Origin of the sequence: Nonlabens sp. (assembly GCF_051251825.1) — a bacterium.
Taxonomy (GTDB): domain Bacteria; phylum Bacteroidota; class Bacteroidia; order Flavobacteriales; family Flavobacteriaceae; genus Nonlabens.
In genome coordinates this window covers 177,871-191,355 of sequence record NZ_JBPOGG010000001.1, presented here as the reverse complement: position 1 = coordinate 191,355, position 13,485 = coordinate 177,871, and the positions used below count along the sequence as shown (strand labels likewise).

General features: G+C 36.3%; 12 protein-coding genes. 3 read left to right on the top strand and 9 right to left on the bottom strand.

What is annotated here, in order from left to right; genetic code table 11:
- Positions 1 to 4: 4 nt before the first annotated feature.
- Together ACSHWW_RS00835 and ACSHWW_RS00830 are read left to right on the top strand one after the other, a co-directional pair.
- A complete protein-coding gene (locus ACSHWW_RS00835; protein ID WP_435680509.1) occupies positions 5 to 2,842 on the top strand; it encodes a carboxypeptidase-like regulatory domain-containing protein in 2,838 nt (945 codons plus the stop codon).
- A 32-nt stretch (positions 2,843 to 2,874) separates the two neighbouring features.
- Positions 2,875 to 4,299 carry a DUF5689 domain-containing protein gene (locus ACSHWW_RS00830; protein WP_435680508.1) on the top strand — a complete coding sequence of 475 codons (1,425 nt, stop codon included), beginning with the start codon at positions 2,875 to 2,877 and terminating at the stop codon, positions 4,297 to 4,299.
- A 133-nt stretch (positions 4,300 to 4,432) separates the two neighbouring features.
- On the opposite strand, the gene ACSHWW_RS00825 is transcribed toward ACSHWW_RS00830, so the two are convergent.
- The 4 genes from ACSHWW_RS00825 to ACSHWW_RS00810 all read right to left on the bottom strand — a co-directional run bounded on the left by ACSHWW_RS00825 (position 4,433) and on the right by ACSHWW_RS00810 (position 9,338).
- Positions 4,433 to 4,978, bottom strand: a complete 546-nt coding sequence (locus ACSHWW_RS00825) for a hypothetical protein (RefSeq protein WP_435680507.1) — start codon at positions 4,976 to 4,978, stop codon at positions 4,433 to 4,435.
- A 251-nt stretch (positions 4,979 to 5,229) separates the two neighbouring features.
- The gene (locus tag ACSHWW_RS00820; protein ID WP_435680506.1) at positions 5,230 to 7,107 is read right to left on the bottom strand and encodes an OmpA family protein; all 1,878 of its coding nucleotides are present in this window, start codon (positions 7,105 to 7,107) and stop codon (positions 5,230 to 5,232) included.
- A gap of 23 nt (positions 7,108 to 7,130) precedes the next feature.
- The gene (locus ACSHWW_RS00815) at positions 7,131 to 8,057 is read right to left on the bottom strand and encodes a PorP/SprF family type IX secretion system membrane protein (RefSeq protein ID WP_435680505.1); all 927 of its coding nucleotides are present in this window, start codon (positions 8,055 to 8,057) and stop codon (positions 7,131 to 7,133) included.
- A gap of 291 nt (positions 8,058 to 8,348) precedes the next feature.
- Positions 8,349 to 9,338, bottom strand: a complete 990-nt coding sequence (locus ACSHWW_RS00810; RefSeq protein WP_435680504.1) for an endonuclease/exonuclease/phosphatase — start codon at positions 9,336 to 9,338, stop codon at positions 8,349 to 8,351.
- A 147-nt stretch (positions 9,339 to 9,485) separates the two neighbouring features.
- Here ACSHWW_RS00810 and hflX point away from each other — a divergent pair, with 147 nt between their 5' ends.
- Positions 9,486 to 10,724, top strand: a complete 1,239-nt coding sequence (gene hflX, locus ACSHWW_RS00805; RefSeq protein ID WP_435680503.1) for a GTPase HflX — start codon at positions 9,486 to 9,488, stop codon at positions 10,722 to 10,724.
- An 82-nt stretch (positions 10,725 to 10,806) separates the two neighbouring features.
- Here the strand turns inward: hflX and ACSHWW_RS00800 are convergent, their stop codons facing one another.
- The 5 genes from ACSHWW_RS00800 to ACSHWW_RS00780 form a co-directional block, all read right to left on the bottom strand.
- A complete protein-coding gene (locus ACSHWW_RS00800; RefSeq protein ID WP_435680502.1) occupies positions 10,807 to 11,727 on the bottom strand; it encodes a DUF3078 domain-containing protein in 921 nt (306 codons plus the stop codon).
- Between the two features lie 89 nt (positions 11,728 to 11,816).
- Positions 11,817 to 12,326, bottom strand: coding sequence for a DUF2480 family protein (locus tag ACSHWW_RS00795; RefSeq protein ID WP_435680501.1), 510 nt, complete (start codon positions 12,324 to 12,326; stop codon positions 11,817 to 11,819).
- A gap of 3 nt (positions 12,327 to 12,329) precedes the next feature.
- Positions 12,330 to 12,650, bottom strand: a complete 321-nt coding sequence (locus ACSHWW_RS00790; protein ID WP_435680500.1) for an iron-sulfur cluster assembly protein — start codon at positions 12,648 to 12,650, stop codon at positions 12,330 to 12,332.
- A gap of 2 nt (positions 12,651 to 12,652) precedes the next feature.
- Positions 12,653 to 13,078 (bottom strand): SufE family protein, encoded by a 426-nt coding sequence (locus ACSHWW_RS00785; protein ID WP_435680499.1) that lies wholly within the window; start codon positions 13,076 to 13,078, stop codon positions 12,653 to 12,655.
- Positions 13,078 to 13,470: an META domain-containing protein gene (locus ACSHWW_RS00780; RefSeq protein ID WP_435680498.1), complete on the bottom strand. Its 393-nt coding sequence runs from the start codon at positions 13,468 to 13,470 to the stop codon at positions 13,078 to 13,080. Before ACSHWW_RS00780 ends, ACSHWW_RS00785 begins: the two co-directional genes overlap by 1 nt.
- Positions 13,471 to 13,485 lie beyond the last annotated feature (15 nt).

Here is a 13,485-nt window from a genome sequence, read left to right as displayed (position 1 = left end):
TCTTATGAACAAACAAATTAGCAAGTTGGTTTTGTTAGTTTTACTAGTCTGTGGCTCGATTGCCAGTGCCCAAGTGGTCAAAGGTCGAGTGATTGATGAATCTACTGAAGAACCTATTAAAGGAGCGCTGATTGAAATCCTGGGAACTAAGTTTACAGCAACTACTGATGCTGATGGTTTCTTCAATTTCAACAGTGGAATTCCTCAAGGCGAGCAAAAACTACAAGTTAGCGCTGCAGATCATTTTAACCGTAATATGCCTATCGTAGTTGATATTGCTGTGCCGGTAAACATAGACCCGTTATACTTAAGAGCTGATTACAGCAATCAAGATCAAACGGCTGGGATGATTTCTTTAACAGAAAATGACCTGTCTGATGATCAAAATGCGGCAAACAATGTGTCTGGATTATTACAATCTTCTAGAGATATTTTCTTGAGAGCTGCTGCTTATGATTTTAGTGCAACATTCTTCAGACCTCGTGGTTTAAATAGTGAAGATGGTCGTGTCCTTATTAATGGACTGACTATGAATAAAATCTTTTCAGGAAGACCACAATGGAGTAACTGGGGTGGAATTAATGATTTACAGCGCAACCAGAATTTTACAATGGGACTTGCTGCTGCCGATAATTCTTTTGGAGGATTAGGTGGTGTTCAAAGTATAGACATGCGAGCTTCACAACAACGTGAAGGAACTCGTATCTCATATGCGTCTGCAAATCGTAGTTATACAGGTCGTTTTATGGCTACTTATAGTAGTGGTTTAAAAAACAACGGCTGGGCTTATTCTGTTACTGCATCTAGACGTGCTGGTGAAGAAGGTTTTATAGATGGAACTGTTTATGATGCAAATTCTATAGGACTGTCTGTAGAGAAAAAGATTAATGAAAAGCATTTCTTAAACTTTACTGGAATGTACACGCCTAACCGTCGTGGTCGTCAATCTCCACTTACTGAAGAGATTCACAGTTTAAGAGGTAATACTTATAATGCAAACTGGGGTTATTTTGAAGGTGAGAAACGCAACAGCCGCATCAGAGAAATTGATGAGCCTATTTTAATGTTGAATCACAACTGGGAAATCAGTGATAAAATGAGATTGAGCACTAACGTAGGATACCAATTTGGTTTTACAGGTAACACACGTATCGATAATGGTGGTACTCGTTTAGTAACACTTGATGGACAGGATTCTTACATAGGTGGAGCTCGTAACCCAAATCCTGATTACTACCAGAATTTACCTAGTTACTTTTTACGTAATGGTGATACTCCTTATGATTTATCTCAAGCATATCTTGCTCAACAAGAGTTTATCAACGATGGTCAACTGGACTGGAATTCTCTATACAGAGCAAATGCTTCGTTCACACAATTAGGTGGAACAAGTGTTTATGCGATTCAAGAAGACCGTATCGATGATGATCTATTAATGGCTAGCTCAATTCTTACTGCAGACATTACAGATAACATTTTATTTACTGGTGGTGTAAGTTACCGTAACTTAAAAAGTGAAAACTATGCTCGCATAGCTGACCTATTAGGTGGTGGTGGTTATCTAGATGTAGATTTCTTTGCACAAGAAACAGCAAACATCACTCAAGATGAGGCAGCACAATCTGATTTAAATAATCCTAACCGCATTGCTGGTGAAGGAGATCGTTACAAGTACAACTACGATATTCTTGTGGATGAAGTAGATGCGTTTGCACAGGCTCAGTTCAAAACTAAGAAAGTAGATTTCTATGTTGCTGGTAATGTGACACAAACTTCTTATCAACGAGATGGTAAATTCCGTAATGGAAATTTTGCAAATAATTCTTTTGGTAAAGGAGAAAAATTAGACTTTACAAACTTTGGAATTAAAGGTGGAGCGACTTATAAATTAAGTGGTAAAAGTTTTATCGACGTTAACGGAGCTTATTTGACAGACGCTCCTACTATAAGAAGCGCATTTCCTAACGCAAGACAAAACAACAACACTACAACTGGTCTAGAATCTTCTACAGTTTATTCAACAGACCTTTCTTATATATTTAGAACTCCTTTTATTAAAGCTAGACTTACTGGATATTTCACACAGTTTAAAAATGGAACTGATGTAGGTTTCTACTTTGTAGAAGGTTTATCTGGTGCTCCTACTCAAGATGGAAACGCATTTGTTCAAGAAGTGATGACTAATATAGATCGTCGCAATGTAGGTGGAGAAGTAGGTATAGAAGTTCAAGCAACTCCTACTATTTCTTTAAAAGCTGCTGCCGCTTTTGGAACAAATACTTATAGCAACAATCCTAATCTTTATTTGAATAGTGATGACTTTCCTAACGTGGACCTAACCTTTGGTGATGGAACGACTAAATTGAAAGATTACCACGTAGCTGGTGGACCAGAACGTGCATATCAAGTAGGTTTTGAATACCGTGATCCAGAATACTGGTTCGTAGGTGCTACAGCAAACTTTTTTGCAAATTCTTACGTAGATGTTAGCGCATTAAGAAGAACTGAAAACTTTGTCACTGACCTAGACGGTTTACCTATTGCTAACTATGACGAGGATATCGCAAGAGATTTATTAAGACAAAAACAATTTAATCCATACGAATTAGTAAATATCGTAGGTGGGAAATCATGGAGAATAGGTGATAAGTATGTAGGATTTTTTGCGACCATTAATAATGTACTCGGTAAAGAATACAGAACTGGTGGTTTTGAGCAAGGTCGTCTAGCAAATTATCAAGACGTTCTAGATGATAGTAACAATCCTACTGAAGTATTTGCACCGCGTTATTTCTATGGAAATAGCCGTACTTACTACTTAAACGTTTACCTAAGATTTTAATAATATTAATGATGAAATATAAAATGAACAATATGAGAACTTTTCATAAAATAATAGCACTAGCGTTTATCGCAGCGGTCACATTTTCTTGTGTAGGAGATGATGATTTTACAGCACCTACTTTTAATGATACAACTCCAGTTACTGTAGATGGTAACGTAGTTAGTTTAAGCACTGTTGCTTCAAGATTAGCACAAAGCGGTGATGACACCTTAACTTTTGAACAATCAACTAGTGGTGTAGATGAGTACATTACAGGATATGTAATCTCTGATGATCAAGGAGGAAACTGGTTTAAGGAATTAATCATTCAAGATTTACCAGAAAACCCAACAGCTGGTCTTGCCATCTCTATAGATGTTAATCCTTTATTTACTAGATATGAATTTGGTAGAAAAGTATTTGTGAAACTAACAGGTCTTACTGTAGGAACTTCAAATGGAGTTACCACTTTAGGTATTGCAGGTTCAGGTAGTGACATTGAGCGTATCGCTGCTTCAAGTGAGCAAGAAACAATCGTGAGAGATAACGTAGTTGCAGATATCGTTCCTGTGGACGTTGAGTTTGCAGATTTCTCTGATGCTCTTGAATTAATATGGGTGCGTGTGAGCAATGTTCAGTTTGTGGAAGAGCAAATCGAATTATCATTTGCAGCTGAGTCATTTGACCAGTTTGATGGTGAGCGTCGTATTAAGAGTTGTAATGATGCTTTTGGAGCAACTGCAAACTTATGGACAAGCACATTCTCTGACTTTAAAGCATTAAACATTCCAGATGGAAAAGGTTCTATCAACGCTGTATTAACTAGAGATTTCTTTGATGACGAGTATGTTCTTTACGTAAATACTCCAGAAGATTTTGAACTTAACGATCCAGATCGTTGTGATTTATCTCCTATTTCTTGTGGTAATGCAGCAGCAGCTGGACCTAACACTTTATTAAGTGAGAACTTTGAAACTCAATCTACAGGTGCAGCAGCTATGCCAGCAGGATGGACTAACTTTATTGAAGCAGGAACTGAGACTTGGGAAGTATATACTTCTGGAGGAACAAATGCTTCATTAGGTAAAAGTGTACGTGTAGGTTCATTTAATTCAAATGATGTATCAACTATATCTTGGTTAATTACACCAGAATTTGATTTTGATGCACAATCAGGAGAAGTACTTTCTTTTGAAACTTCAAACAGTTTCTCTGACGGTTCAAACATGCAAGCATTGTACTCAGACGATTGGGATGGAACAACTGCAGGAATTGCAACAGCATCATGGAAACCACTTGCAGATGCTACTATCGTAGATGATGGTGAATTCTTCGGTAACTGGGTATTCTCTGACTTTGTATCTCTTGACTGTGTAACTGGAACTGGCCACATCGCTTTCCGTTATGATGGTTCAGGAAATGCTGGAACTGATGGTACTTATGAGCTAGATAACATCTCTATGACTAGTAACTAGTAACTAGTAAACTTATATTTTCGCTTACTTCGACTGTGCTCAGTACAGGTAAAGCGAAAACTCAATAAAAAAGCCCATTGCTGTTTGCAATGGGCTTTTTTGTTATCAAATTTAAATACTTTAAATTAAGAGTTTAGCGATCATAATCATCCTTTGGGTACCAAGACTCATCGAAAGGTCTTAACTCTCCACCTATATTCCCAAAATCGATATTAACAGTAGATCTATCACTACTACCAGAGAATTCCACACTCAATATTATCATAATGATCAATTTAAACTTAACGTACTTATCACAGAAGAGTACTATCTTTTGATCTTTTAAAACATTAATTAAATCCTTTTCATAATAGCCGATTTGTATATTATTTTTAAAGATTGAAACTTTGTTTCCTTTATGTGGAATTATTTCATAGTGACCACTATTCCCTGACAACAAATAAGAGCCTGCAAATCCACTTGCTTCATATCTTATTTGATAATCCTGTAAACCTATTTTCAATTTTGATTTAAAACTAAAAGAGCTTGACGAAATCTCTCCATACAGATGTTTATCTTCATAAGCACATATTCTAGAACTCCATAGGAAAGATTTATCTTTAATCTTGAGATTGAACAAGTTTTTATTATCCTCCAAAATTGATACTTTAAAACCTTCAAATACAATTTCTAATTTCATATAATTCTCATCTTAACTATAAGTTTTCTAATTTAAAATCTTGGATTCTAATTAACATTCAAATTTATTGACTAAAAATAGAAATGAATTGTAATCATGCAATGTTATCCATTTCGCAATAGTTATGATCTTAATGTCTCCATCATTAAGAGATGCTGAATCGTAGTTCAGCATGACAAGTTCAAATAAAAAATCCCACCTCAATAAAGAGATGGGATTTTAAGCATTGGTTAGTTAGTAATGCTTGGTAATTATCTTTTTGTAATCGTAAATTCTGATCTACGAGACATTTGATATTCTTCTTCTGTACAGCGTCTTCCAGAACAATCTACTACTGGATTTGCTTCTCCACGACCTACAGCAGTTAAACGACTTGCGTCCACTCCTTGAGATACTACATAAGCTACAATAGACTCTGCACGACGTTGCGTAAGTGCCAAGTTATAAGCATCTGGTCCTCTAACATCGGCATAAGTCTCAGCCATAACCTCTAGAGTAGGATTCTTTTTCATGTAAGATACTAAACGATCTAACTCAAGAGCTGCGTCTGGACGTATGTTAGACTTATCTAAGTCAAAGTAAATCTTGTTCAAGATGATTTTTTCATCTACTACCGGTGGATCAGGAATAATAGGCTCCATTTCTACTGTTACCATTGCAGTAGCTTCCTCAGCAACTGTTAACTCAGCTTGACCGCTTTCATACTCATCCTTAGCTCCACGAGCCATGAATTCTTTATTACATTCTGTAGTGAACATTGCTTTTCCTTCACCATCTGTAGTCTGGCTAGGTAAGCTGTTCCCTTCTGCATCTTGTAAAGAAATGATAGCACCTGGGATAGGATTACCCGATTGAGCATCTACAGCAGTAACGGTTACCATTACTTCACAAATGTCTATGCGGTTCACTGCATAAATATCATCACTTCCTTTTCCACCTTTACGGTTTGAAGAAACAAATCCTTTACCAGTTTCCTCAGAGTAAGTGAATGCAAAATCATCCATAGATGAATTTACTGGAGCACCCATGTTAGATACTTTTCCATCTTTATATTTGAAAACATCTATTCCACCTAGACCTAAATGACCATTACTTGAAAAGTAAAGTGTCCCGTCTGATGCGATGTAAGGAAATGAATCATCTCCTGCAGTATTTACTGTAGGACCTAAATTTACTGGATTAGATATTTTACCATTTTTAAGAGTCGCTTTATAAATATCAGTTCCACCTTGTCCACCTGGAGCTTCACTAGCAAAGAAAATTGCTTTTCCATCTGCAGTGATGCTTGGGTGACCTACACCATATTCCTGGCTCTCAAGAGAAGTTGTTCTAACATCTCTCCACTCACCGCCAGCTTTAACAGCGCGGTAGATATTTAATTTACTTTCACCATCACTAGCTTTATCATAATCACCATTAATATAATCCACACGAGTAAAGAACATGTATTTACCATCTGGTGTAATATCTAGAGTACCTTCATGATACTTAGTATTTACATCTCCATCAAGCAATTTTCCTTCACCTGGCATTCCATTTTTATCTACTACTGCTTCATAGATATCTAGGTATGGCTCTTTATTCCATCCATAGTTACCACGCTTGTTATTACGAGCACTTGAGAAGTAAATTTTGTCACCTATTTTCTGAGCAGCAAAGTCACTCGCTTCACCATTAAGACCTAGAGTCTCAGTTGTGAAAGCAGGATTCATTCCTGTAATATCAGAAAGATAATTAGGATTCATTTTAAATGCTTTGGCACGATCATCATTAGGAGCTGTAGAAGCAAATTGATTCATTATCGTGTTAGACAGGTCATACTTCTGATTTGCTTTTAATGTTTGAGCATATCTGTATAGAGTCTCTGCGTCGGCATTTTTCTTAGTTGCTCTCTTATAATATTGCTCAGCAGTTTTAAATTCACTGTTGAAGAAATAAGAGTTTGCTAGGTTAGTATAAACGTGTTGAGAACGCTCACCTTTTTTGATGAGTTTTTCATAAGCTTTGGCAGCATCTACATAACGTAATTGTTCATAGAGCTTGTCAGCTTTTTTAGTTGCATCGGTTTGTGCATTTACTTGAAATGAACCAGCGATGATAATTAAAAGGAGTAAATATATTTTTTTCATGATATTCTTTCTTTGCTAGTTGATTAGAAGAAACGAGGTGATTGCATCACTTTACGAGGGAAATTCAAGTCATAAGTTAAAAAGATCTCATGAGAAGAATTTGCCGCTACTTGAATGTCTGACACCACTCGGTCATAAGCATAACCTACTTTTACATTATCTGTTAACTGCATTCCTACTAGACCACTAAATGAATCTTGAAATCTGTAAGAAACACCTACTTCAAATTTGTTGTTGAATAACACGTTTGTGTTTAAGTCAAAACTCATAGGAGAATCAAACGCTCCTTTAACAAGTGCGTGAGGCTTCAATTTGATGTTTTCATTAATGTCAAATACATATCCACCAGTTAAGAAGTAATGTTGAGTTTCAGACCCTAGTTTTGCACCAGTATCATTTTGAGACTCATCTAGGTGAACTGCACTAAGCAAGTTAGGAACAGATGCTCCTACGTACCAGTTTGAACCGTATAAAAACGCTCCAGTACCTACATTAAAGTAACTTTCATTAATTTGATTTGCAAACGCATCATCACCAGGAACAGTAGTTGCGATAGTAGCAAGGTTCACATCGTGAAATGTCATACCTGCTTTAATACCTAGAGAAAGTGTAGTTTGCTTTCCTACTTGTAATTTATAAGAGAAATCTCCATAGAAATTCTTCTCTTTTACTGGTCCTATTTGATCAGAAATTACAGAAAGACCTACACCTACTCGATCTCCTATAGGAGTACTACCAGAAAAGGTTAGTGTCTCTGGCGCACCAGTTACACCAGTCCATTGTTGACGGTAAAGAGTTGTAAGAGTTAAGCCATCTCTTGTTCCAGCATAAGCTGGGTTAATGACATTTTGATTGTACATGTACTGAGTGTACTGAGGATCTTGCTGAGCGTGTAGCACGCTGGTTCCAGACAAGACTAGGAAAATCCCCATGGCAAGTAATTTTCTCATCATTATAGAGTTAAGTTTTTGGGTTGCACTAGTTAGTTTTTAAGGTTCTAAATATACTACTATGGAATCAATTGTGACTTACATAGTTACTTGATTTTATTGTAATACGCTTTCGCGAAAGCGTAATTATAAACTTATTAACTGATAATCAAACTATAAAGCTTACAAAATGGCTGTAACAATTATGTCAAGTGTCATTTAGATGACCGAATATAGAAAAAATAGATAGCTCTTATTGTTTAAGAAATTCATAATAGATAAAGGGCAATCTTTTACAGATGAGTGACCTTTCTAGTTCCTACGTAGTATCATAAATACTGGAAAATGATCAGAATAACCACCTTTATATGTTCTTCCCACAAATGTGCGTGCTGGTTGACCTCTGTATTTTCCTTTCCATTGCCTGAGCATGATGTCATCAAAAATATCGGCTTGATGAAAGTACAGCGCGTCTGGAACATCATTATTGAGACTATCACTTATCATGATTTGATCAAAGAGGTTCCATTTAAATTTATGATTCAAGCTACCTCTATGAAATTTCTTGAGCGGTGCTGTGACGTTTTGAAATCCATAAGGTAGAATCTCATTACTGATGCTATCGTTTTCTGGATCATCATTAAAATCACCCATGATAATCACGTTTGTGCTTTCTAATAAAGGTTTTTCCTGATTTTTTCTATTTAAGATAGGATCCACATTATTAACATGTTCCATGAGTTGCTTTGCTACGGTAACTCTTTTCTCGTTTGTAGAGTCTGCGCCGTCGCGTCTCGATGGCCAGTGGTTTACATATATATGTAGAGGCATTCCAGCAAGAGTTCCTTTTACATATAATATATCTCTTGTACGATCTGGTTCATCATTAGGCATGGTTACATCTACGGCAATAGGCTCAGCATGTTCCAGTGTAAATAAATCCTTGCGATAGAGCATGGCGACATCTATTCCTCTTTCATCTGGGCTGTTATAATGAATGATTCCATAATTCCCTTTTACTAGTTTAGGTTGTTGAATAAGATCTTCAAGGACTTTTTTATTTTCAACCTCAGCTACTCCTATTATGGCTGGTAATTTTCCAGTTTGTAAAGTTCCCACTTTAGAAATGGCATCACTTAATTTCTGTAATTTTTTCTGGTAGCGTTGTGGTGTCCATGCTAGGCGACCTTGTGGAGTAAAATCTTCATCAAGCACATACTTTTCATTATGAACGTCAAAAAGGTTTTCAAGATTATAAAACGCTATGGTATATTGTTCAAATGCCTGTTGTGAAATAGTCAATACTTTAGTTTTTGTAGGGATTTCAAAACTAACACTTCATATTTAGATTACCCATCACAACGATGATAATTCCTTTAAGCTTTTCCTAATTGTAGAGTGACTCACTAGCAATCCATTATATTTGTAAGACTCATTTTAAAACTATAAATGCTAGAAAGAGAATCACACGAATATGAAAAAGCCATCCTTATAGGAGTGGTGACTCAACAACAGTCTGAAGAAAAACTGATTGAATACCTGGACGAGCTAGAATTTCTAGCTTATACAGCAGGCGCTACCATACAAAAGCGATTTTTCCAAAAAATGGCAAAGCCTAGTCCTAAAACCTTTTTAGGTTCAGGAAAAATGGAAGAGATTAAAGCTTATGTAGACGCACATAATATAGATACGGTCATCTTTGATGATGAACTCAGTCCTTCTCAACAAAAGAATATCGAGCGCATTCTTGAAGCCAAAATTATAGATAGAACTTACCTTATTCTTGACATTTTTGCTCAACGTGCTCAAACCAGTTATGCGCGCACTCAAGTAGAACTAGCGCAGTATGAATATTTATTACCTCGATTAGTAGGATTATGGACACACCTGGAAAGACAAAAAGGTGGAATAGGAATGCGTGGTCCTGGTGAAACAGAGATTGAGACCGATAGACGTATCGTACGTGATCGCATTACTTTACTTAAAAAGAAACTCCTTACTATAGATAAACAAATGTCCACCCAACGTGGCAATCGTGGAAAAATGGTGCGTGTTGCTCTAGTAGGCTATACTAACGTAGGGAAAAGTACTTTAATGAATGTTGTGGCAAAAAGTGATGTGTTTGCAGAGAATAAACTCTTTGCAACACTAGATACTACGGTGCGTAAAGTAGTGGTTAAAAATTTACCTTTCTTACTTACAGATACGGTAGGATTTATACGCAAATTACCTACGCAACTCGTAGAATCCTTCAAATCTACACTTGATGAAGTACGTGAGTCTGACTTATTACTTCATGTGGTAGATATTGCACACCCAAATTTTGAAGATCACATTGCTTCAGTAAATAAAATACTTAGTGAAATTGATGCGGTTGATAAACCTACGATCATGATCTTCAACAAGATTGATCAATATACTGCCGAAGACTATGATCCAGAAGACTTAACTGAGGAACGTACCAGCGCACATTACACTCTTGAAGAGTGGAAACGCACCTGGATGGCAAAAATGGGAGAGAACGTAGTCTTCATATCTGCTATTGAGAAGGAAAATATAGACTTGATGAAAAAGAAAGTCTATGACCAAGTAAGAGAAATTCATGTACAGCGATTTCCTTATAATGCGTTCTTATTCCCAGATTGGGAAGATCTAGTAGAAGACGAAGAGGAAGAGGAAGAGGAATAAAAATCACCTTATTAAAATAGAAAAGCCCTTAATCAACTTAATGATTAAGGGCTTTTTTATGACTTAAATGTTTGAGCTCAGATTAAAACTTATAGTTCAATCCTAGTAACCAGTAAGATTGTAATTCATTATCTACAGTGTCAAAACTTGCTGCTGGATCTAAAGCACTTGCAAAGTTTACCGCTTCTTGGTGATTTCCTCTTAAACCAAATTCAAATCCTACACCTATGTTTTTCCATAGTGTGTAACCAAAAGAGTTGATCCACGTAAAGTTTGAAAGATTTGAGCTTTCATAACTTTGGAATGTAGAGAAATTACTCTTGAAGTTGATGGCTCCTATTTGTCTAGTATAATCAGCAACTATTTTTGCACCTAGAGAAGATTCAAATACACTATCTCCACTACTAAAAACAAAGTTGTAGTTCAACGGGTGAATCACAACTACTAGGTTGTCGATAGGTGTCCATGTTGCCCCAACTCCTAAATCTAGGTAACCTGGATCATTGAAGTTATTAAGTATAGTAGTTCTGTATTCACCTAATGTAGATACCGCTAGTTTTTCACTAAGCTTGTAACCATATAAAGACTGAATATTAAAAACGTCAGTAGCTTCTTGGAAACTATCATCATCTGTTTCGATATCTTTATTATCAAACTTTACCCATTGTAAGTTCAAGTTTGCATTGTTTCTCCAAAAGTATTTTTCTCTTTTTAAGTTTGCAAACGCATTTGCAGTAAATCCTATGTTACCAGAATTCACGTTAGGAGCTCCTTGAGAATACCACTTATCAAAACTTGAAATGTTTGCTCCTAAAATTCCAAAAGCACCTTTTCTCCATCCTGGAAGTGCGTCGATTTTTGCTTGAATAGCATTTGCTCTTTTTTGGATTTTAGCAATAGAATCCATTTTGGTCGCTTTTAACGCCTTAAGTTCTTCTTCAGTTTGTGCATAAGTGCTTACCGTAAACAATGCACAAGCAAGAAGTAAAATAATTTTTTTCATAATAGTAAGTTGAAATGTTACACGGCAAATTTACCATTTATTTAAAAAATTAAATAAAAACAGAAATTGAAAAGAAAATTACCGACGTACTACCTACTTTTCTTGTAAACGGGAACAGCGCTACACGCCTCACCATACATTACAGAACGTGCAATTCCATGCAGTCGCTCCGTAATCATCATATAAGCAGCTACGGGAACTGGCTTATTAGAACAACCTTTTACAATAACTGGTAAGTTTTCAAAACTAGAAAGATCCAGTTCTTTTATAATAGGAACATATAAAGCAGTTTCTAGATCTACAAGTGTTCCTAAAACTACTTTTTGAGCAATACCGCTCAACTCAGTCTGCAATAACATCCATGCCCATTGCGGTATAATAGCGTCAGTAGAGCAATGTACGGCAACGTAATGATTCTTATAAATAGTGAAGTCTGTGTTTTTTAAGCTTTCGCGAAAGCGTGCCTCAACCAACACTATTCCTTCCAGTAACCACTGAGAAATATCAATCTCACTACGACTTCCAGCCGGATAGTAATCTTCTAAGTCAAAAGTTTTGAGCTTAGAGTTTGCGACTCTATTAATGATCTCGCCTTCCATGATCTAGAGCATTCCTAGTTCAAGCTTAGCTTCTTCACTCATCAAATCTTTGTTCCATGGTGGATCAAAAGTGATTTCTACCTCAGCGTCTTTCACTTCTTTGAGACTTCTTACTTTTTCCTCGATTTCCACAGGAAGTGTCTCGGCAACTGGGCAGTTAGGTGAAGTTAAGGTCATGAGAATTTTAACCTCTGCATCACTGCTTACCATCACGTCATAGATCAATCCTAGTTCATAGATGTCCACAGGAATTTCTGGGTCATAAATGGTCTTCAACACTTTTACTACTTTCTCTCCTAGTTCTTGTCCGTTAATCTCTTCCATAATTAGTTCAATTGAGATTGATATGCTACTGCATACATTTTAAGTTGTTTGATCATGGAAACTAATCCATTTGCTCTGGTAGGTGAAAGGTGCTCCTTAAGTCCTATTTCATCTATAAAATCAGTATCGGCAGCGATGATGTCTGCAGGTTCTTGTCCTGACCAGGCTCGTATTAAGATTGCGATAATACCTTTTGTAATAATCGCATCACTGTCTGCACTAAAGTTTACCTTATTATCTTCAAGGTCTGCGTGTACCCAAACTTTAGACTGGCAACCTTTAATGATGTTATCATCGGTCTTGTACTGCTCGTCTATAACAGGAACGCTTTTTCCTAAATCGATCATGTACTCATAGCGATCCATCCAGTCGTCAAACATGGCAAACTCTTCTACGATTTGATTTTGTATGTCCTGGATACTCGCCATTATTGTTTTACTGCTGTAATTAAAATTTTGCCTTTACTTCCCATGAGTTGTAATCCATCACTAGTCATTTTCACCTCAGTGACCATTCCTAAATGTTTCATGTAATCGTTCTCTACTTGAGCTACATCTTTACAATACATTTTAGTTCCCATTAATGGACCTATTTTCACTTTTCCTTTTCCTAAGTTCTCAAAAGTGCCATTATATCTATTACAAGCAGACTTACCCGAAATCGAATTTTCTTCACCCATTACAATAGTAAGCGTAATATCATGTTCTGAATAATCGTTTTCTCCGACCATAACAACATCATAATCTCCGGCAACATCTTGCTCATCACAGCTGGTTAATGTAAAAAGTGTCAAACTGAATAATATGGTAAATAATCTCATATTGTATTTTTTAAG